This is a genomic window from Nocardia tenerifensis NBRC 101015, from assembly GCF_000308715.1.
Taxonomy (GTDB): domain Bacteria; phylum Actinomycetota; class Actinomycetes; order Mycobacteriales; family Mycobacteriaceae; genus Nocardia; species Nocardia tenerifensis.
This window is the reverse complement of record NZ_BAGH01000001.1, coordinates 1-21359: the sequence shown is the minus strand read 5'-3', so window position 1 is coordinate 21359 and position 21359 is coordinate 1. Positions and strand designations below refer to the sequence as shown.

18 protein-coding genes and 1 tRNA gene are annotated in these 21359 nt (G+C 69.7%); 14 read left to right on the top strand and 5 right to left on the bottom strand.

The annotated features are described in order from the left end of the window. On the top strand, positions 1-1416 hold a 1416-nt coding region (locus ON39_RS00095; protein WP_040729228.1), incomplete at its 5' end, for a DUF4407 domain-containing protein. Between the two features lie 54 nt (positions 1417-1470). Further along, positions 1471-3075 carry an adenylate/guanylate cyclase domain-containing protein gene (locus tag ON39_RS00090; protein WP_051186097.1) on the top strand — a complete coding sequence of 535 codons (1605 nt, stop codon included), beginning with the start codon at positions 1471-1473 and terminating at the stop codon, positions 3073-3075. Between the two features lie 45 nt (positions 3076-3120). Here the strand turns inward: ON39_RS00090 and ON39_RS00085 are convergent, their stop codons facing one another. Next, a complete protein-coding gene (locus tag ON39_RS00085) occupies positions 3121-4662 on the bottom strand; it encodes an MFS transporter (protein ID WP_051186094.1) in 1542 nt (513 codons plus the stop codon). Between the two features lie 89 nt (positions 4663-4751). On the opposite strand from ON39_RS00085, the gene ON39_RS00080 reads away from it, so the two are divergent. The 6 genes from ON39_RS00080 to add all read left to right on the top strand — a co-directional run bounded on the left by ON39_RS00080 (position 4752) and on the right by add (position 10628). After that, entirely contained in the window at positions 4752-5318 is a 567-nt protein-coding gene (locus ON39_RS00080; protein ID WP_040729226.1) for a TetR/AcrR family transcriptional regulator, read from the top strand. 127 nt (positions 5319-5445) lie between these two features. Further along, on the top strand, positions 5446-6246 hold the full coding sequence (locus ON39_RS00075; RefSeq protein WP_169335844.1) for a hypothetical protein: 801 nt from the start codon (positions 5446-5448) through the stop codon (positions 6244-6246). Further along, complete coding sequence (locus tag ON39_RS00070) at positions 6243-7304, top strand: DUF4129 domain-containing protein (protein WP_051186093.1); 1062 nt, start codon at positions 6243-6245, stop codon at positions 7302-7304. The genes ON39_RS00075 and ON39_RS00070 overlap by 4 nt, the downstream gene beginning before the upstream one ends. Next, entirely contained in the window at positions 7301-8287 is a 987-nt protein-coding gene (locus ON39_RS00065) for an AAA family ATPase (RefSeq protein ID WP_051186091.1), read from the top strand. The genes ON39_RS00070 and ON39_RS00065 overlap by 4 nt, the downstream gene beginning before the upstream one ends. Before the next feature lie 3 nt (positions 8288-8290). Then, the gene (locus ON39_RS00060; RefSeq protein ID WP_040729223.1) at positions 8291-9577 is read left to right on the top strand and encodes a DUF58 domain-containing protein; all 1287 of its coding nucleotides are present in this window, start codon (positions 8291-8293) and stop codon (positions 9575-9577) included. A 34-nt stretch (positions 9578-9611) separates the two neighbouring features. Then, the gene (add, locus tag ON39_RS00055) at positions 9612-10628 is read left to right on the top strand and encodes an adenosine deaminase (RefSeq protein ID WP_083894167.1); all 1017 of its coding nucleotides are present in this window, start codon (positions 9612-9614) and stop codon (positions 10626-10628) included. Here add and ON39_RS00050 read toward each other — a convergent pair whose 3' ends face one another. Next, on the bottom strand, positions 10629-11423 hold the full coding sequence (locus ON39_RS00050; protein WP_040729220.1) for an RDD family protein: 795 nt from the start codon (positions 11421-11423) through the stop codon (positions 10629-10631). 43 nt (positions 11424-11466) lie between these two features. Between ON39_RS00050 and ON39_RS00045 the strand changes: the two genes are divergently transcribed. Continuing rightward, positions 11467-12462, top strand: coding sequence for a stage II sporulation protein M (locus tag ON39_RS00045; protein WP_051186089.1), 996 nt, complete (start codon positions 11467-11469; stop codon positions 12460-12462). Between the two features lie 1233 nt (positions 12463-13695). Here the strand turns inward: ON39_RS00045 and ON39_RS00040 are convergent. Beyond that, on the bottom strand, positions 13696-15105 hold the full coding sequence (locus tag ON39_RS00040; protein WP_040729218.1) for a hypothetical protein: 1410 nt from the start codon (positions 15103-15105) through the stop codon (positions 13696-13698). Between the two features lie 122 nt (positions 15106-15227). On the opposite strand from ON39_RS00040, the gene ON39_RS00035 reads away from it, so the two are divergent. Beyond that, the gene (locus tag ON39_RS00035; protein WP_040729216.1) at positions 15228-15869 is read left to right on the top strand and encodes a class I SAM-dependent methyltransferase; all 642 of its coding nucleotides are present in this window, start codon (positions 15228-15230) and stop codon (positions 15867-15869) included. A gap of 5 nt (positions 15870-15874) precedes the next feature. Here ON39_RS00035 and ON39_RS00030 read toward each other — a convergent pair whose 3' ends face one another. Further along, the gene (locus ON39_RS00030) at positions 15875-16642 is read right to left on the bottom strand and encodes an SDR family NAD(P)-dependent oxidoreductase (RefSeq protein WP_040729214.1); all 768 of its coding nucleotides are present in this window, start codon (positions 16640-16642) and stop codon (positions 15875-15877) included. A 94-nt stretch (positions 16643-16736) separates the two neighbouring features. Between ON39_RS00030 and ON39_RS00025 the strand changes: the two genes are divergently transcribed. Next, positions 16737-17921, top strand: coding sequence for an NADH:flavin oxidoreductase (locus tag ON39_RS00025; RefSeq protein WP_174412476.1), 1185 nt, complete (start codon positions 16737-16739; stop codon positions 17919-17921). A 314-nt stretch (positions 17922-18235) separates the two neighbouring features. Here ON39_RS00025 and ON39_RS00020 read toward each other — a convergent pair. Further along, positions 18236-18318: transfer RNA gene (locus ON39_RS00020), tRNA-Leu, on the bottom strand. Positions 18319-18542: 224 nt separating this feature from the next. Here ON39_RS00020 and ON39_RS00015 point away from each other — a divergent pair. The 3 genes from ON39_RS00015 to ON39_RS00005 form a co-directional block, all read left to right on the top strand. Further along, the gene (locus tag ON39_RS00015) at positions 18543-19946 is read left to right on the top strand and encodes an FhaA domain-containing protein (RefSeq protein WP_040729213.1); all 1404 of its coding nucleotides are present in this window, start codon (positions 18543-18545) and stop codon (positions 19944-19946) included. Between the two features lie 205 nt (positions 19947-20151). After that, a complete protein-coding gene (locus ON39_RS00010) occupies positions 20152-20619 on the top strand; it encodes an FHA domain-containing protein FhaB/FipA (RefSeq protein WP_014980860.1) in 468 nt (155 codons plus the stop codon). Then, on the top strand, positions 20616-21359 hold a 744-nt coding region (locus ON39_RS00005; protein WP_040729211.1), incomplete at its 3' end, for a PP2C family protein-serine/threonine phosphatase. The genes ON39_RS00010 and ON39_RS00005, both read left to right, overlap by 4 nt.

Here is a 21359-nt window from a genome sequence, read left to right as displayed (position 1 = left end):
CTCGGCCTGCTCGCCCGCCTCGCCGTCGCCGTGCTGGCCGGCGGCCTGCTGGCCGAGCTGGCCGCGGTCGTCGTCTTCGGCGCCGGCGTGGACCGGACCCTCGACCAGCGAGCCCAGCGCTCGGCCGCCGACGCGCCCGTGGTCCGCAGTGCGCGTGGCGAATTGGAGCGGGCGCGCGCGGACCGGACCGCGCTGGATCAGGCGATCGCCAAGGCGCAGGCCGACCTGGACCGTTCGCTGGTGATCGCCCGCTGCGAGGTCAATCCGAGCCCGGAGTGCCCGCAGACCCGGATCACCAATGTGCCCGGCCACGGGCCGGAGGCCCAGACCGCCAACGACATGCTCGATGACGCCCGCAAGCAACTCGCCGCGACCAGGGCCCGCGCCGACGCTCTGGACCAGCGCGTCGCGGACGACGAAAAAGCCTTGGCCACGGCCGAATCCAGCGCCTACGCCGATGCCGACCGCGGCCTCGGCGCGCGGTGGCAGTCGATGAACGACTACACCACGCACAACTCGGACGCCCTCGCGCTGCGGGTCCTGACCATCATCGCCTCGATCGCGCTCGCGCTGCTGCCGCTCGTGCTGCGGTGGTGGCGCGGTCAGACCTCCTTCGACCGGCGCGCCGCCTACCTCGTGGTGCGCGACCAGGCCGAGCACGAGGCCGACGCGGCGATCGCCGCCAAGCAGGCCGAGGTGCGGGTGGAGGCCGAAGCCCTGCGTGCCGAGCAGCAGCTCACCGCGGCTCGCCTCGCCGTCGAGGCGGACGCCGCGATCGACCGTGAGCGCCAGCGCACCCGAATAGTCGCCGCCATCGGCGGATTGGAGATCGGCGTCGCCGAACCGCCCCGCCGCCCCGCACTTCCGGCCGCACCGGCCGACGACCGAGAGGACAGCTCCGTGGCCGCCGAAGGATTCACGACCAACCTGCCCGCCACCACGCAGGCGCTCGCGCCGAGCACCGGCGCGACGCCCAAGACCGGCGGCGGGCTCGAGCTCCCGCTCATCGGTACGGTGCCGTTCACCGACACGGCCGCACGGCTGATCCGCCCGCTCGTCCCGTCGTTCGTGGCCAACGCCATCGACAACGCCACGCACCCGCTGCGCACGGCGCGGCAGGCGTTCGAAGAGGTCGAGGAGATCACCTTCACCCTGCGGCGCACCCGCAAAGTCACCGTGCACACCCAGGATTCGCACGCGCCGAGCGGGTATCAGCTCGCGCCGGGTGCGCCGCACGCCCAGCACGTGGCCGCCACCGTGGTCGACGCGGAGTACGGCCGTCCGGATCCGCGCTACTCGGCGCTGCCGGAGGCGCGACAGTACGATCTTCCGTCCGCGAACCAGAACGAGATCACTGACCGGAGGCAAGGCGAACTGCCTGATCACGGCCGTCGTGAACTGCCGCGCGGCCGCTGATCGCCCACCGCTGGTCCGGCGCTTCCCGGGCGGCCCGGCCTAGGCTTTGATCTCATGGCCCACAGTGACGTTTCGACAGCCGCGTTCGGCTCGCGGCTGCTCGGACCGGTGGACGAGTCCTCGGGAATGCGGCGACTGCGGGTCCAGCTGCTGCTCACCGTGCCGCTGGTGGCCGCGAACCTGGCCGGCATGGCCGTCACGTTCGCGTTGGTCGGCTTCGTGCTGCCCGGCCCCGCGGTGTTCACCAGGGACCTGCTGCTGCTCAATGTCGTCGCGACGCCGGCCTACTCGGCCTTGGCGCTGCTGATCGGGATGTGGTGGGGCACCGTCAGCGGGTTGCGCGCGCTGCGCTGGGCCACCGACCCCGACCAGGTGCCGAACGAGGCCGAGCAGATCGCCGCCACCGCGGTGCCCCGGCGGCTGGTGATCCGGCAGGCGGTGCTGTGGTTCGGCGGGGCCGCCGTGCTGACCCCGCTCTACGGGGTGCTGGAGCCCGCGCTCATCCCGAAGATCCTGCTGGGCATCGGCTTCAGCGCCATCGTGGTGTGCGCCAACAGCTATCTGATCGCCGAGTTCGCGCTGCGGGCGGTGACGGCACGGGTGTTGGACGCGGCGCCCTCGCGGCGCAGGCGCGGGATGGGCGTCTTCATCCGCTCGCTGATCGCCTGGATGCTCGGCACGGGGGTGCCGGTGGCGCTGTCGATGATCGTCGCGGTGTGGGCGCTGGTCGACTCGTCGGTGAGCACGGCCCGGCTCGCGGTCTGCGTGCTGTCGCTCGGCGGCGCCACGCTGCTGTTCGGCCTGCTGTTGATGACGCAGACCGTGTCGGCCATCCTCGCGCCGATCCGCGGCGTGCGACGCGCCCTGCGCCAAGTGGAGGACGGCGACCTGCGGGTGACGATCACCGTGTACGACGGCACCGAACTCGGTGAGCTGCAAAGCGGTTTCAACCACATGGTCGAGGGGCTGCGCGAGCGCGAGCAGATCCGGGATCTGTTCGGCAGGCACGTCGGGCGCGAGGTGGCCGACGCGGCATTGGCGGGCAACCCCACGCTCGGCGGCGTGGAGACCGAGGCGGCGGCGCTGTTCATCGATATCGTCGGCTCGACCACGATGGCCGCGACGGTGCCCGCCGGCGAGATGGTCGCCATCCTGAACCGCTTCTTCGACATCGTGGTCGACGAGGTGGAGGAGCACGGCGGACTGCTCAACAAGTTCGAGGGCGACGCCGCGCTGGCCGTATTCGGCACGCCCGCCGCCCTTTCCGACGCTTCGGGCGCCGCTCTGGCCTGCGCCCGCGCGATCCGGCGGCGGCTGGACACCACCGCCAACGACTTCATCGCCGCCATCGGCGTCGCGGCGGGCCGCGTGGTCGCCGGAAACGTCGGCGCGCGACAACGCTACGAGTTCACGGTGATCGGGGACGCGGTGAACGAGGCCGCCCGCCTGTGCGAACTCGCCAAACAGGACGACCTCCTGCTCGCCTCCGGGAACACCATCGCCGACGCCGACCCCGCCGAGGCGGCGCACTGGCGGCTCGGCGAGTCCGTCACCCTGCGCGGCAGGCTCACCCCGACCCAGCTCGCCCGCCCGCTCGACGCGCGATCGCGCGAGGACGCGCGGCACGAACGGCAGCGCGGCGACGGACTCACCCCCTGACGTCCGCACCCGCTCCATGCGGAACGGGTGCGGATCGTCCGAACGTCACGGGCGCGCGGCGCGCAACCGGAACGCCACGACCGCGGCGATCAACAGGATCGACGCCGTGCCGACCGCGGCGAAGTGCACGCCGGACACGAACGCCTCGTGCACCGAGGTGAGGAAGGCGCCCGACACCGGCTCGGGCAGCCGCTGTGCGAAACCCGTTGCCGCGCCCAGCGATTCCGACGCGACACCCACCTGGTCGCCCGGCACGTGCGTCAGGTCGAGGCCGTTGCGGAAGATCGCCATGACCACGCTGCCGAGGATGGCGACGCCGAGCGCGATGCCCGTCTCGTAGGCAGTCTCCGAGACCGCCGCGGCCGCGCCCGCCCGCTCCACCGGCGCCGAGCTGACCACCAGGTCCGACGAGACCGTCAGCGCCGCACCGACTCCCGCGCCGATGAGCAGGAAGCCGAGGACGAACGGCGTCGTGCTCCCGGCCGGTTCGGGGCCGAGCAGGAGCAGCAGTCCGGAGCCGACCGCAGCGAGGGCCAGCGAACCGCCGAGCACCGCGCCGGGTCGCAGCCGCTGCACCAGCCATGCGGCGCCGAGCGAGGCGAACACGCTCGCCGCCAACCCGGGCAGCTCGAGCAGCCCGGCCTCCATCGGCGAGTGGCCGAGCACCAGCTGCAGGTACTGGGAGCCGAAGAACAGCACACCCGCCAGCGCGAACACCGCGAGCAGGTTGGTGATCACGGCCGTGCGGAATCTGGGCAGTGCGAACAACTTCAGATCCAGCATCGGGTCGGCCAGGACGCGCTGCCTGCGCACGAACACCACGCCGGCCACCACACCGATCGCGCCGATCACGGCCAGCCGCGGGCTGAGCCCGTGCGCCGCTGACTCCTTGATGGCGTACACCATCGGCACCAGCGCCAGCATCGACAGGCCCGCGCTCGGCAGATCGAAGCGGCCGGGGTTCGGGTCCCGCGACTCGGGCACGAGGAACGGGCCGAGGGCGATCAGCACGAGCATGACCGGCAGGTTCACCAGGAACACCGAGCCCCACCAGTAGTGCTCGAGCAGCCAGCCGCCGAGCAGCGGACCGGCCGCGGCGCCGCCGCCCGCCATCGCGCTCCACACCGAGATGGCTATGGTGCGCTGGCGCGGGTCGAGGAACATGGAGCGGATCAGGCCCAGCGTCGCGGGCATGAGGGTGGCGCCGGCGACGCCTTGCAGCACGCGCGCGCCGATCAGCATCTCCGGCGAGACCGCCCAGGCCGCCATGACGGAGGCGACGCCGAATCCGGCCGCGCCGATCAGCAGCAGCCTGCGCCGGCCGATCCGGTCGCCGAGGTTGCCCATCATGACCAGCAGGCCGGCCAGCACGAACGAGTACACGTCGATGATCCACAGCAGCTGCGGCGTCGTCGGCGCCAGATCCGCGCTGATCGCGGGCACGGCCAGGTCGAGCACCGTCGCGTCCACGGCGAGCAGGAGTAGAGCGAGAGCGAGCACGCCGAGGCCGGCCCAGTCCCGCGCGGTGGCGCGTGGCGGGGCATCCGACCTGATGATCCGGGGGTTGTTCGCGGTGTGCGTGCTCATTGTCTCTCTCGACTCTCGTCGCGCTCTCTTACTTACCGTCCGGACGGTACAGTACCAGACTTGACCGTCCAGCCGGTATAGTTCGGCCGGTGACGGCTAACACCCGCGACCGGATATTGGACGCACTCGAATTGCTGCTGCTGGACAAGGGCATGTCGCACGTGACTTTGGAGAGCGTCGCGGCGCGAGCCGGCGTCTCCAAGGGCGGGCTGCTCTACCACTTCAAGAACAAGGACGCGCTGCTCGCCGGCCTGGTCCGGCGGCTGGCCGACCGCGCGAATCAGCAGCTGTCCGACCACATGGACCGCGGCCAGTCGGTCGCCGGGTGGTATCTGCAGACCCCGAACCCCGACGACACCGTCGACGCGGTGGAGCTCGAGATCTACCGCTCCATGCTCGCGACCATGCGCACCATCGACGCCGCGGCCGAGACCGCGGACGACGAGGTGCAGCAGGCGCTGACGGAGATGATGGACAACTGGTCGGACGGACTGGACAACGAGATCGACGATCCCGTGCACGCCGACATCGTCCGGCTGGTCGGCGACGGCGTGTACCTGCGCGCCCTGCTCGGCCTGCCGCAGATCGAACCGGCGCGCTACCGGCGGGTCGTCGACCGGCTGCTGGGTCACCGCGGCGAGCCCACGACCGAATAATCGGCGCGGCTGCGCTGACCGCGAATTGCCCGCTGCCCGTTAGACTCGGCCCGTGCTACCAGCCGCCGACCCGGCCGGTGCCGTCGGGGCGGGAGACGATCCGGTACCAGGGAACCCTGGAACGACGGTGCCGATCCGTCCGATGACCTTCCGCGAACTGCTGGACGTGCCGTTCGCGCTGATCCAGGCGAACCTGCCCGCATTGGCGTGGGCGAGCGCGTTGTCGCTGGTCACCGCCGAACTCGTCATCCTCGCGTGCACCGCGGGCGCAGCGCGGCTGACCGGCGACACCGACGAGGCCGTCGCGTGGGCCGCGATCCTGTCGACGTTGGCCTGCGTATGGCTGCTGCGGGGTGTGCTGCGCGCGGTGACCGTGGCGGTCGGACTGGCGAGCGTGGCCGGCGCGCCGATCGGCTGGCGCACGGCGCTGCGCAGAGCAGGCGCGGTGGCCGGGCCGCTGCTGGTGTTCCAACTCCTTTACACCCTCATCGGGATCGGGGTGCTCGCGCTGTCCAGCCCGTTGATCGTCACCTTCCCGTTCGGCCTGCTCTGGCTGGGCCGGCTGCGGGGCACACGGTTCGTCGCGGTGCCGGCGATGTTCATCGAACAGTCCCCGCATCGGGTCGCCGTCGCCCGCGCGAAACTGCTTGTGGCGGGCGCGGAGTGGCAGACGGTCGGCCTGTGGTGCGTGCAGCGCGCCCTGCTCGTGCTGTTGGCCGTGCCGCTGCTCGGGATTCCGTGGTACCTCTCGGATTTCTCGGGCACCCACCGATGGGCGGTGATCGCGCTGCTCACCAGCGGCGCGCTGCTGATCGTCGCGTTCGGCGAGGTGGTCGAGGCGGCCACCCGGGTCGTGAGCTACATCGACCGTCGCTGCCGCCGTGAGGGTTTGGACATTCACGTCCCCGGCCTCGAGGTGAGACCGTGAGCGAGCACGACGAGGCGCCGCCGAGTCCACCGCGCCTCGGCACCGCGGCCGAGCACCGCGCGGCCGCCGAAAATGCCGCGCGGCAGCGGGATTTCGACAGCGCGCTGCGCGAACGTTTCCGCGCCGTGCTGCGCGGGCTCGAACAACGCGGCGTCCTCGAGGTGCGCCGCTCCCGCACCGCGCGCGAGACCGCCGACGACGCGACGACCGTGCTGCCGCTCGAGGTCGCCACCGAATTCCACCCGGCCGCACACAGTTTCGACGAGGTCGTCTACGGCGGACGGCGCGCGACCGAGGACGAGTACCGCAGGCTCGAGTACGCCGACCGGTTCTCCGCCGCGGCCCCGCCGCTCGCGCCGGAGCCCACCGAGATCGCCGTCACCGAGAAGACGCCCCGCACGCGCAGATCGCTGCCGCCGCTGCCGAACCTGTTGCGCAACCCCAAGTTCTGGGCCGCGCTGGCCGCCGCGGCCGCGCTACTGCTCCTGCTCTACGCCGCGCTGCAGTCGTGCGGCGCGCCGAACGCGCCGACGCCGCAGCCACCGGATCTCCCCAACACGAGGCCGCCGCGCGCCCCGGACGGCTTCGGCACCGGCGACGATCCGATCTGGGATCGGCTGCCGGCGCCCGTCTTCTTCGGCGGGCTGCAGTTCCTCGTCGCCGCCGCCCTGGTGGTGTGGTGGCGGGCGCGCCGCCGCGGCGCGCTGGTGCGTGAACCGCGGCCGGTCGAGGTCGCGGCCAACGAACTGCTCGCCGGGCAGGCCGCGCTGTATCGACGCGCGAAGGACCACGAGCATGTCGCGGCCAAGCTCCGGGCGGCGACCCTGCGGCGTGTCCGCCCGGTGCTCGGGATGACCGCGGACACCCCGCCGGACCGGCTCGTCGCCGCGCTGGCGGCGCGCACCGGCGCGGACCCGAATGAGCTCGGGCTCGCCCTGTTCGGCGCGGTGCCCGACGCCGGAACGCTGGAAATCGTTGCCACCCAACTCGAGTGGATCGAAGCACTCACCGCATCGACGGGGCGCGGGAACCCCCGCACGACACTGGAGGTCGGATGACCATCCCCACGAACACCACACACTCCCCCACCGCTCAGGAGGCGGGCGCGGCGTTCGCGGCGCTGCGCACCGAGATCGGCAAGGCGGTGGTCGGCAACGACAACGCGATCATGTTCCTGGTGCTCGCGCTGCTGTGCCGGGGGCATGTGCTGCTCGAGGGCGTGCCGGGCGTGGCGAAAACCCTGCTGGTGCGGGCCCTGGCAACGGCACTGGACCTGGAGCACGCCAGGGTGCAGTTCACCCCCGACCTCATGCCCGGCGACGTCACCGGCTCGCAGATCTACGATCCCCACTCGGCCGAGTTCACCTTCCGGCAGGGCCCCGTCTTCACCAACCTGCTGCTGGCCGACGAGATCAACCGCACCCCGCCGAAGACCCAGTCGGCGCTGCTGGAATCCATGGAGGAGCGCCAGGTGTCGGTGGACGGTCAGCCGCGGCCGCTGCCCGACCCGTTCGTGGTGATCGCCACGCAGAACCCGATCGAGCAGGAGGGCACCTATCCGCTGCCGGAGGCGCAGCTGGACCGTTTCCTGTTCAAGGTCGACATCCAATTGCCCGGCCGCGAGGACGAATTCCGCGTTCTCCAGCGGCACGCCGCGGGCTTCGACCCGCGCGATCTGGCCGCGGCCGGGCTGCGGCCGGTGGCCGGGCCGGCCCATATTCTCGCCGGACGGGCCGCGATCGCCGAGGTGACGATCGGCCCGGAGGTGCTGGCCTACGTGGTCGACCTGTGCCGGGCCACCCGCATGTCCCCGGCCGTGCAGCACGGCGCGTCCACCCGCGGCGCGACCGCGCTCATGGCGGCCGCGCGGGCGTTCGCCTGGCTGAACGGGCGCGGGTTCGTCACCCCGGACGACGTGAAATTCCTTGCCGTCGCGGTACTCCGGCATCGGCTGCAGTTGCGACCGGAGGCGGAGCTGGACGGCGTGACCGCCGAGAGCGTCATGTCGTCGCTGCTGGTCTCGGTTCCGGTCCCGGTGTAGCCGGTGGTCGTCACCGGTCGGCTGGCCGCCGCGGCGGGCGTGCTCGCGCTGCTCGTCACCTTCGTCGTTCCGTCGCTGCTCGGTGTGGTGGTCGCGACGAGCCTGCTGGCCGCCGCGCTGCTCGTCGATCTCGGCTCGGTCGGCCGGGCCCGCGATCTCACCCTCGCCAGGGAGCCGTTGACCGTGGTCCGGCTCGGTCGCTCCACCGAGGTGGAACTCGTCGCGACCAACACCGGGACGCGTGCGCTGCGCGGCACCGTGTGGGACGACTGGCCCGACAGCGCCCGCGCCGAAAATCGCTCGCACACAGTGGATTTGGCTCCCGCGACGCTGGTCCGCTTCCGGACCGTCCTCACCCCGACCTACCGCGGCGACCGGGTCGCGGGGCAGGTGACGGTGCGCCTGATCGGCCCACTCGGCTTGGCGGGCAGGCAGACTCGCCGCGACGTCCCGGCCCGGGTACGGGCGCTGCCGCCATTCCGCAGCGAGAAACTGCTGCGCTCGAAGGTCAAACGGCTCCAGCTGCTGGAGGGCCGCAACGTCGCCAATCTGCGCGGGCAGGGCAACGAGTTCGATTCTTTCCGTGAGTACGTCGCGGGCGACGACGTGCGCGGCATCGACTGGCGCGCCACCGCCCGCGCCACCGACGTGCTGGTGCGCACCTGGCGCCCGGAGCGACACCGGCACATGCTGATGCTGCTCGACACCGGCCGGATCAGCGCGGGCCGCGTCGGCGACGGCACCCGCCTGGACGCGAGCATCGAGGCCGCGCTGCTGCTCGGCGGGCTGGCCGCCGCGGCGGGCGACTCGGTCGACCTGCTCGCCCATGACCGCGAGCCGCGCGCCGAGGTCCGCGGCATCAGCGGAAAAGCGTTGCAGCTCAGACTCATGCACGCGATGGCGGGCATCACCCCCGTCCTGGTCGACACCGACAGCGCGGGCCTCGTGCGCGCCGCCATCCAGCGCACCCGGCGCCGCAGCCTGGTCGTCTGGTTCACCAGCCTCGACGGCGCCGCCGTCGAGGAGAACCTGCTCCCGGTGCTGCCCGCCCTGGCCCAGCGCCACCGGGTCCTCATCGTCTCGGTCACCGACCCCGAGGTCACCGCGGCCGCCGCCTCCCGCGCCGACCGCTACGCCGCGGCCGCCGCCGAGTCAGTCCTGGCCGAACGCGCGCTGGTCCAGGAGTCACTGCGCCGCAGGGGAATCGGGGTGGTCGCCGCCTCCCCCGACCGTTTGCCCGAGGCCCTCGCCGACGAATACCTCGAGCTCAAGCAGTCCGGCACGATGTAGCCGCGCGCGGCGGGCACGGAGCATCATGGAGCTCATGTCTGATCTCGCCGCGTTCGTCCGCGGGCTGCCCAAGGCCGAGTTGCACCTGCACCTGGAGGGAACCCTCGAGCCGGAGTTGAAGTTCCGCCTGGCCCGGCGCAACGGGATCGAGCTGGCGGAGCGGACGGTGGACGAGGTCGAGCAGACCTATCGGTTCCACGACCTGACCTCGTTTCTCCAGGTCTACTACCCCGCCATGCGGGTCCTGCTGGAGCCCGCGGACTTTCACGATCTGGCCTACGACTACCTGACCAGGGCGCACGCCCAGGGCATTCGGCACGTCGAGATGTTCTTCGACCCGCAGGCGCACACCGGGCGCGGCGTCCCGTTCGCCACCGTGATCGAGGGGTATCGGTCGGCGATCGTGCGGGCGCGGCGCGAGTTCGGGATCTCGGCGGAGTTGATCCTGTGTTTCCTGCGCGACCACTCCGCGGAGTACGCGATGGCGACGCTGCTGGAGGCGCTGCCGTACCGCGACTGGATCATCGGCGTCGGCCTCGACTCCGACGAGCGCGGCAACCCGCCGAGCAAGTTCGCGGCGGTCTTCGCGCGGGCCCGCCGCGAGGGCTTCCTGCTGACGATGCACTGCGACATCGATCAGCAGGACTCGATCGAGCACATCCGGCAGGCACTCGAGGACATCGGCGTCGATCGACTCGACCACGGCACCAATATCGTCGAGGACGACCGGCTGGTGGAACTGGCCAGGGACAAGGGAATCGCGCTGACCTGCTGTCCGGTCTCCAACTCGTTCGTCACCAGCCGCATGAAGTCCGACGAGATCGTCGGGCTGCTGAACCGAGGGCTCACGGTGACGGTGAACAGCGACGACCCCGCCTACTTCAAGGCGTACGCGGCCGACAACTATGTCGCGCTCGCCGAGCACGCCGGCCTCGGCATCGATCAGCTGGTGGCCTTGGCGAAGAACTCGTTCCGCGGCTCGTGGATCACCCCGGCGCGGCTGGCGCGGTTCCTCGACGAGATCGACGAGTACGTCGCGGCCAACCGGTGACTAAGGCCCAACCGGAAGCGGTCCCGGCCGGAAGACCGGGAACATCGGCGGCGGCAGCGCGCGACGCTGCCGCTCGGCGATGACCGCGCCGAGGATCTGCAGCGGCGGATACCCGGCAGGCACAGGTACTTGGAGTCGCGCGCACACCGCGGTCACCAGCGCCACGCCCAGTTCGTGCTGCGCGACGGGCGTGAGGGTGCGAAACCGGCTCAGATACTGACGCACCGCCAGCGCCAGCTCCTCCGGCAGCATGGCCAGCGGCAGCGGCCCCGCCCACCCCGCGAGCCACGGCGGCGCGACCGCCAGCAGCGGTGCGGGCAGCGGCCGCTGGGCGTGCACGACCACCGTGCCCGCGAGCACGTCACCGATCCGGCGCGCGTTCGGCGAGCACATCGACGTCAGCACCGCGACCGCGCCGAACGCGCCCAGCATCCAGAAGTCGACGATGGCGCCGGCCAGCCCGCGGGTGAGCGCGTGCCGGAAGTCGATCGGCCCGCCGTCCGCGCGAACCACCCGCAGGCCCAGCATCAGCTTGCCCAATGTGCGCCCGCGCCAGATGGTTTCGCACGTCACCGGGTAGCCGACCAGCACCCCGACGATGAGCACGAGCACCGCGACGTCCAGCCACGCCAGGTCCGCCCGGCTCCGCAGCAGCACGCCGGCGGCGAGCACGAACAGCACGCAGGCCAGCACGATCTGTACCACCACATCGACGAGGAACGCGGTGGCCCTGGTGGGGATCCTGGCGATCGGCAGTTCGAGCGCGACCGCTTCGCCGGTGGTGAATTCAGCCATGTCGATAGCATTCTCCCGACCGGCGGTAGTGGGAGGCAAGCCAATGGATGTGGACGCTTACAGCTTTGCGCATCGCAGGGCGTGGGAACGGCTCGACTATCTGGCCAAGCGGCGCAAGCTCAGCGGCGCCGAGGCGGACGAGCTGGTCACGCTGTACCGGCGTACTTCGCAGCAGCTGGCCCGGCTGCAATCGCACAGCCCGGATCCCGAACTCATCGCCGGATTGAGTGCGCTGCTGGCCAGGGCGCGCGGACGGGTGATCGGCGGCCGCGGCGAGACCTGGCGCGAGATCGGCCATTTCCTCACCCACCGCTTCCCGGCCGCCCTGTATCGGACATGGCCGTGGTGGGCCGGCGTCGCCGCGGTGTTCCTGGCGGTGTCGGCCGGTCTGGCGGTGTGGGTGGCCCGATTCGACTCCGCGCGTGAGGTTCTCGGCATAGCGCCCGATACCGGCGCGCTGACCGAGCGCGGCGGGGCCTTCGAGTCCTACTACTCCGAGCATCCGCACGGGGCGTTCGCCGCACAGGTGTGGACGAACAACGCCTGGGTGACGGCGATCGCGTTGTTCACCGGGGTGTTGATCCTGCCCGCGGTGTATCTGCTGTTCATGAACGCGCTCAATCTCGGCGTCTCGGCCGGGCTGATGGCCGAGGCGGGGCGGCTGGATTCGTTCTTCGGGTTCATCCTGCCGCACGGCACGCTCGAGCTCACCGCGATCTTCGTGGCGGGCGGGGCCGGGCTGAAACTCGGCTGGACGCTGATCGATCCGGGTCGGCTGAGCCGGCCGGCGGCGGTGGCGCGGCAGGGCCGGGCCACCGCGACGGTGGCGCTCGGGTTGGTGGGAGTGCTGCTGGTGTGTGGCTGCATCGAGGGGTTCGTGACGCCGAGTGCGTTGCCCGCGCCGGTGCGCATCGCGATCGGGTTTCTCGCCGAGGCGTTGTTCCTGGTCTACGTCTTCGGGGTGGGGCGACGGGCGGTACTCACGCAGGCGCGGGAAGATTCAGGTCGCGCGGAGCAGACAACCCCGAGCACACACTGAGCGAAGCGGGTTCGGACACTCGGCAGCAACGCGGTGTCACGGATTGGTTTCGACATCCCCCGATTGAGTTCCGCTGGCCGCAGCGAGTCGGGCTCAGCTGCGGCCAGCGTTACCGTCGACTCTACACAATCGTTATCCCCATGCAACCCTCCTCGCCGGTGTCAAGCGTATAAAGCAGCTCGCCAGCAAACCCTTGTGAGAGCATGGTTTTTCACAGTTCCAGCTAACTTGCAGCTGTCGGTTTTGCGGGGTTTCGGAGGGCCGCGGAGGGCGCGATCAGACGAATCCACAGGTGGCCTCGTTATCCACTTCGTGGCGGTACAAACATTCTTCGAACGATTAGCTGCGCCACGGACATAGAGCCCTCGATGGCGGCCTCACCCGGCGACGACCTGGGCCTTCGTCGCGAATAATCGAGTTAGCTGGACGTCGGATGAACAGAAAGCGACCACAGGTTTGTTTACAGCGTAATTAACACGACACATGCCTGGTTGAACCGCCCGTGGACGTGCATGCGTCATGACAAGATCAGCAATAACCAGAGCCGGAACGGGGGCGGTGCGGTGGCCCCGGCGAGGTCGATTCAGCACCGTGACCGCAACTTCGAGAAGGGGTGTGATCTTCGCCTCACCGACGGCTCAGCGGGCGCGGAAGGCCACGAAATCGACACTGCGGCAAGCTTTCCCCAAACGGGACACACCGGTACAACACGCCGAAAGGTGCACGTCGAGACCCCTGGACCTCGATTGGGGAGACGCCTTCCGCCTCGGTTCGCGACAGTCGACTGTGCACAAGCGCTTTTCGTCCACAGGCTGGTGGTCGGCATCAGTCCACCGCTGTGGACAGAACCGGCGCACGTTGTGCACGACCACGCGGCCACCGACAGACCCGATCGATGTCCACACCCGCGCATCGCCGCGTCATCCACAAAGGTGACGCCGGTCCACCATCTTTCGCACACAGTTCTCCCCAGCCTCCGCACCGTCATACACAGCCACCAGCCAGGCGCTTCGGAGCCGATCGCCCCGCAACGCTCGAGTTCAGACAGGCAAAGCGAGGGTGAACGGCGACCGGCCATCCCGAAACAACACACAGCCTCATCCACAGGCTCGCGCGGATGTAGCCGAAGGCCGCCCGCCGCGATATCGCGCCGACAAAGCGGTGAAACCGCGATGCGCGTCAGACGATCATCCTCGAGCAGCACACAGGTTTATCCACAGGTGGAGCGACGGGCTAACCGACGCGCAGAATCCCGGTGACCGTGCCCTGCAACACCCGGCCTCCGTGCGTGAGCAGCGGCGAGGTCTGCAGCGGATCGTCGACGAGGGTGCCCGGCAACGGATGGCTCGCGGTCACCGAGCCGGTGTCCGGATCGACCACCGTGAACGCGTAACCATCCAGCGGCGTGGTGGTGTCCGGCCCGAGCCGGGTCACGGTGTACACCGCGCCGTCGGCGGTGGACAGGTGCGGAACGGCCGCGCTGCGCACCGTGTTCTCCCACACCGTGTGACACCCGTCGTCGTCCACGTCGACCCGGGTCATGCCGCCGGTGAACGCCGCGGTCGGCGGCGCGGCCGGACCCGCGCCCTCGGGCACGGCCGGATAGGGATAGCCGTAGGTGCTCGCGACGAACAGCGAACGGCCGAGGCCGATCGGCGAATTCTCGCTGCCCGCACCGCCCTTCGTCAGTACCGGCTGCGAGCACACCGATTGCCCGCTGCCCGAACGGAATACCAGCGCGTTGACCTGGCCGTCGGCGTTGTCGACGATGGTCAGGTAGTCGGCGCCGGTGTTCGGCCCGAAGTAGGTGGGCGTCGAGCCGGTGCCCCAGCTCAACTGTCCCGGCTTGCGCGCCGAGCCGCGGTCGTAAGCCGCGCGCCAGAGCACCTCGGGTCTGCCCGACCCGTCGGCCCGCAGTTCGTACAGCGCGTGCGTGGTCGCCACCGCGATCCGCCCGCTCGGCGCGGCCGAAATGCTGTTGGCCACTTGCTCATCGGCGGGCAACGAGACGGTGACCGCCGCGCCGGACGGCGCGACCAACCCGACCACGCCCTTGCCGGTCGCGAACCAGATGTTGCCCGACCAGTCCGGCACCAGGCCGGTCACGTTGTCCCCCACGGGAATCACCGCCGACAGGTCCGCCACCTGCTCGCTCTCCAGCCGCCAGCGCCCGGACGCGTCACGGACATGACCGACACGGAGCAAACGGTCGGCCCCGTCCACGACGACGAGCCGGTCGTCGTTGTCCAGGTACGCGTACACGCCGCCGAGCAGACTGCCCTTGGTCAACTGGAGTGAGGCGAGCGAGTGCCCGAGCGGTCCGGGACTCGCCGGATCGATCAGATGCACCGTCGGCGCTTGGCCCGCGATCGCCGTGCACAAGGCCACGACCAGATTGTCCGACCCCTCCAGCAGGGTCGGACACGCCGACGCGAGCGGGTAGGCGGACACCGGGACCGCGCCCACGCCCGGCCCGGCCAGTGGCGTGGCGTCCGACGAGCCCGCATCCCCGTGCATGGTCGAGGTGCCCACCGGACCCAAGTATGGATTCGGCGACGCGAGCGGACCCCACGTAGCCGCGGCGGGACCCGCGGACAGCAGTGTCATCGAGCAGGCGGCGAGAAGAATCAGCGGTGCGCGCATAACGGTCTCTCGGGTCGGTGCCACAGCGTCCGATCGAACTGGAGCGAACGCCTTCGGCACAGTATTGGAAACGACAATGATTCCAACATCACCGGCCGGCGGGCGACGCCTACGATGACGCCATGAACGGTGTGCGCGCCCGCTTGATGTCGACCCTGGCCGGTCAGCTCGGCAATCCGCACGGCGTGCTCGGCAAGGGCGTCGCGTTCATGCTCAATCGCGGCAACCGCCGCGCCATCGCCGCCGCGGTGACGGCCGCCGCGATCACCGAGGGCGAGACCGTCGCCGACCTCGGATTCGGCGGCGGCGCGGGAATCGCGCTGCTGCTCGAACGCGTCGGCGCCGAGGGCGTCGTGCACGGCATCGAACTTTCCGCCGATATGCTCGCCCGTGCTCGCTCCGGCTACCGGCGCGAAATCGCCTCGGGCAGACTGCGACTCGCCGAGGGATCGCTCGCCGCGCTCCCGCTCGCGGACGACAGCCTCGACGCCGCGATCACCGTCAACACCCTCTACTTCGTTCCCGAACTCGACGCGGTCTGCGCCGAGCTGGCCCGCGTCCTGCGACCCGGCGGCCGGGTGGTGGTCGGGATCGGCGACCCGGACACCATGGCGAAGCTGCCGTTCACGCCCTACGGTTTCACGCTCCGCCCGGTCGCCGATGTCGTTGCCGCGCTGGAGAAGTCGGGCTGCGCCGTGGCGCACGAGCAGCTCCCGAACCCGCCGATCCCGCACCATCTACTCGTCGCCACGAAGGGCTCGTGAGCGGGTTACATCAACGCGCCGCCGTCGATCCGGATCTCCGTGCCGGTCATGTAGCGCCCGTCGTCCGAGGCGACCATCGCGACGACGCCGGCGATGTCCTCCGGGCTGCCGAGCGCGCCGCCGTTGAGCCACCCGGTCATCCGCGCGAACAGCTTGTGATCGAAGCCCTCCGGCTGATCGAGGATCGATTTCGTGGTGATCCCGCTGGTGATGCCCGCGGGCACGATGTTCACCGCGCGCAGCCCCTGCTTGGCGTACTCCAGCGCGATCGCGTGGGTGAAGGCATTGACGCCGCCCTTGGACGCCGCGTAGGCGGCGAGGTAGGGCGCGGCGCTGAACGCGGCGGTCGAGGAGAGGTTCACCACCACCCCGTGCCCCGACTCGACCAGCGTCGGCAGCGCGGCCTGCGTCATCAGGAACGTGCCGGTGAGATTCACCGAGATCACCTGGTTCCACACGTCCAGCGGCATCTCGTGGGTGCGGGCCGGGCGCAGGATGCCCGCCGCGTTCACCAGCACGTCCAGCCCGCCCAGGAACTCGAGCGCCGTGTCCGTCGCCGTGCGGACCGAGTCCGGATCCGCCACGTTCACCGCGACCGTCCGCAGCCGCTCCGCGGCGTCGCCCGCCTTCTCCGCCGTGGCCGCCAGCCCCGGCTCGTCGATGTCGGCGGCCACCAGCTGGGCCCCCTCGTCGAGCAGCCGCAGGGCGATGCCCTGTCCGATGCCGGAGCCTGCTCCCGTCACCACCACGCGGCGGCCGTCAAATCTGCGCATGCCAAGAATTAGAACAGGTTCTCATTGTGAGTCAAGACACTTCTACCGTCTCATTTCCTCAACACGTAACTGAAACACGTTCTAGTGTTGGTGGATGCTGACCGACGCGTTCCAACCGGCCATGCTCGGCCCGGTCCAACTGCGCAACCGCATCATCAAGGCCGCGACGTTCGAGGGTCGCACCCCCGACGCGCTCGTCACCGACGAGCTCATCGAGTTCCATCGCGGCGTCGCCGAGGGCGGCGCGGGCCTGACCACGGTCGCCTACTGCGCGGTCGCGCCCGAGGGCCGCACCGATCGGCATCAGATCTGGATGCGCCCCGAAGCCGTGCCCGGTCTGCGGCGGCTCACCGACGCGGTGCACGAGGCCGGTGGTGCCGTGTCGGCGCAATTGGGCCACGCTGGCCCCGTTGCGAACGCCGCCTCCAATCGCGCCCCCGCCCTCGCGCCGAGCAGACAGTTCAGCCCCATCAGCCTGCGCCTCACCCACGCCGCCACCGCGGCCGATATCCGCCGAATCATCGCCGCGCACGCGAAGGCCGCCCGTTTAGCCGTCGAATCCGGATTCGACGCCGTAGAACTGCATTTCGGCCACAACTACCTCATCAGTTCCTTCCTCAGCCCCGCCCTCAACAAACGCTCGGACGAGTACGGCGGCCCCCTGATCCGCCGCGCCGAACTGGCCAGGCAAACCGCCGACGCCGTACGCCAGGAAGTCGGCGACGAAATAGCCGTACTGGCCAAATTCAACATGGACGACGGCGTCCGCGGCGGCTTCACCGGCGACGAAAGCCTCTCTGTAGCAACCTGGCTCGCCCGAGACGGCAACCTGGACGCCCTGGAACTGACCGTAGGCAGCTCCCTACGCAACCCCATGTACCTCTTCCGAGGCGACGTCCCCCTCCAAGAATTCGCCGCCCAATTCCCCCAACCCCAGCGATTGGGAATCCGCCTGGCAGGCCGCCGTTTCCTCCGCACCTACCCCTTCCGCGAGGCCTACCTACTGGACACGGCCCTACGCTTCCGAGCCGAACTGAACCTCCCCCTGGTCCTCCTGGGCGGAATAGCCTCCCGCGCAGCCGTAGACACCGCCATGTCCCACGGCTTCGATTTCGTAGCCATGGCCCGAGCCCTCCTCTACGACCCCCATTTGGTCACCCGCATGAGCACAGAGCCCTCAGCAACATCCCCCTGCACCCACTGCAACCGCTGCATGCCCACTATCTACCGAGGCACCCACTGCGTACTAACCTCCCCCAACCCGTCAACCACGAATTGAGTTGCGAAACAACGAAATACAGCAACCCACAAGCAGTGAACACGCACAGCAAGTACGCACAACAAGAAGGGCTGGCATCAAAACAGAAGCAGAACGGGTCAACAGCCAAGAAACTTGGTCAAAGCCCAGACAGTGCCCCGAAAGCCCGGCCAACCCCCACCGGGGTCAAACCCCGCCACAGCCCAACATCCTCGTAATGGGGGGTTCGGGGGGCAAAGCCCCCCGAGCGGGGCGCGGGGGCCGCGCCCCCGCAAAACACTGAACGAAACGAGAAAGCCCATGCTCTCCATGAGCATGGGCTACCCCGAGTGAAGTGGGCGAAGGGGGACTTGAACCCCCACGTCCCGAAGGACACTGGCACCTGAAGCCAGCGCGTCTGCCATTCCGCCACTCGCCCGAGCGACTCCGAGACAGTAGCACGCACCTCGCGCAGACACGAAATCGGGCTTGTGGGGCCCTGACGCGGGGGCTGGACAGGCGCGGGAACCCGCTGATCTTTCCAAGAGTTACAGGTGTGGACGATCGTGGATATCATGCAATGAACGTGCTCGATACGCGACACGCCATGCGCGTGTGTCGTTGTTACGAATCCGAAGAGACGCTCACCGAAGGGAGGCCGAGATGGGCATCGTTTCACGGTTCGAGCGTCGTCTGCAGGGCGCCGTCGGTGACGTGTTCGCCAGGGTGTTCGGCGGCAACGTCGTGCCGCAGGAGGTGGAGGCGGCGCTGCAACGGGAGGCCGCCGATCATGTCCAGGAGCTCGACGGCGGGCACCTGTTGGCGCCCAACAGCTATGTGATCACTATCAACTCCTCCGATCACCAGCAGTTGGACGCCGATCACGACCTCACCACCCGCGCGTTCGCCAAACACCTGCAGGACTACATCCGCGAGCAAGGCTGGCAGACCTACGGCGAAGTACACGTGGCGTTCGAGGCATCCCCTACGCTGCACACCGGACAGTTCAGGGCTAGCGGCCGGGTCGACCCGGACGTCGGTCGCGGAGCTTCACCAGCTCACGGCCCTGGACCGACGCCACAACGACCTGCAAACCCGCAACCAGGAGCTGGCCCCATGACGCAGAACTCAGGCTACGACCCGAGCCGTGAGCCCGCGGAGTCCGATCCACGCAACCGCGGGTACGCCCCACCGCCTGCCGGTCGCGGCGGTGCGCAGAACGGCGCGTACCGCGAGGATTACGGTCGCGGCGCGGCGCCCTACGGCACGGATTATCCGGCGCAGGACAGCCAGCAGGGTTACGGCGACTACCAGAACGGCTACGACTACCCGCAGGGCGGCCAGGCCTATGGCCAGCCCGGGTATCAGGAGCCGGGTTACGGCCAGCAGCCGGGCTACGGCGATCGCGGCTACGGCCAGCAGGGCTACCAGGAACCGGGGTACGGCCAGCCGGGTTACCAGGAGCCCGCCTACGGTCAGCCCGGCTATCAGGAGCCGGGTTACGGCCAGCAGCAGGGCTACGGCCAGCAAGGCTACGGCGATCAGGCGTACGCGGATCCCGGTTACGGCCAGCAAGGCCAGGGCTACGCCCAGCCCGGTTACGGCCAGCAGGGTTACCAGGAGCCCGGTTACGGCGAGCAGACCTACGCCGATCCGAGCGGCTACGGGCAGGACGACCAGGGCGGTTACGGCCAGGCCTACTCGCAGCAGCCGGGGTACGGCGCGCAGCCCGGCTACGGCGCCGCGCCCGCGTATCCCGCTGCCCCGCAGGCGGGATCGGGCTACTCGGCGACCCTTCAGCTCGACGACGGCAGCGGCCGCACGTACCAGTTGCGCGAGGGCAGCAACATCATCGGCCGCGGCCAGGACGCGCACTTCCGGCTGCCCGACACCGGCGTCTCGCGCAGGCACATCGAGGTCCGCTGGGACGGCCAGACCGCGATGCTCTCCGATCTGGGCTCCACGAACGGCACGCTGGTCAACGGTTCGCCCGTGCAAGACTGGCAGCTCGCCGACGGGGATGTCATCCGCGCCGGGCACTCCGAGATCCTGATCCGTATCGTCTGATCCCGTAAGCTCGCGATGCAGGTCACGACTCGGCCATCAAGGTTTCGTCGGTCGTATCGTGATCGAACTCGACCTACGGCCCTATGATGCTGCCAACACACGCACGGCACCGGAACCGGGGCCGGCAAGACCAGCATGCTCCGTGGGGGTGGTCGAACCGCACCTACGGCACCGACATACACGGTCGAACAGGAGGTGGAACGCCGTGCAGGGACTGATCCTGCAACTGACCCGTGCGGGGTTCCTGCTGCTGTTGTGGTTGTTCGTGTGGGCGGTGCTGCGAACCTTGCGCAGCGACATCTACGCGGCATCCGGCATTCGGATACAGCCCAGGGCCGCACGCGGTTCCGCGGTGCTGCCCTCCTTCAGCCGGGGCCAGAAGGGCGCCAAATTTCTTGTGGTGACTCAAGGTTCACTCGCCGGCACCCGCATCTCGCTAGGCACCCAACCGGTGCTGATCGGGCGTGCGGACGATTCCACGCTGGTGCTCACCGATGATTACGCCTCGACCAGACATGCGCGACTGTCCCCGCGTGGCGATGATTGGTACGTCGAAGACCTCGGCTCGACGAACGGCACCTACCTCGATCGCGCGAAAGTCACCACCGCCGTGCGGGTTCCGCTCGGCACTCCTGTCCGTGTCGGCAAAACAGTGATCGAGCTGCGATCGTGACTCTCGTTCTCCGCTACGCAGCGCGTAGCGACCGCGGACTCGTCCGAGGCAACAACGAAGACTCCGTCTACGCGGGTGCGCGCCTGCTCGCCCTCGCCGACGGCATGGGCGGCCACGCCGCGGGCGAGGTGGCGTCGCAGTTGATGATCGCCGCCCTGGCCCACCTCGACGACGACGAGCCGGGCGACGATCTGCTCGGCAAGCTCGACGCGGCGACCCGGGAGGGCAACGCCGCCATAGCCGATCAGGTCGAGGAGGAGCCCGAGCTCGACGGGATGGGCACCACGCTCACCGCGATCCTGTTCGCGGGCAAGAAACTCGGCCTGGTGCACATCGGCGACTCGCGCGCCTACATGCTGCGCGGCGGCGAGCTGGCCCAGATCACCAGGGACGACACGTTCGTCCAGTCGCTGGTCGACGAGGGCAGGATCACTCCGGAGCAGGCGCACACGCATCCGCAGCGCTCGCTCATCATGCGCGCGCTCACCGGCAACGAGATCGAGCCGACGCTGATCATGCGCGAGGCGCGGGCAGGCGACCGCTATCTGCTGTGCTCCGACGGCCTCTCCGATGTGGTGAGCGACGAGACCATCGCGAACACGATGCGCGAGGGCAGCACCGACGAGTGTGCCGACCGGCTCATCGAATTGGCGTTGCGCAGCGGCGGCCCGGACAACGTCACGGTCGTCGTCGCCGACGTGATCGATCTCGACTACGGCCAGAGCCACCCGATCGTGGCC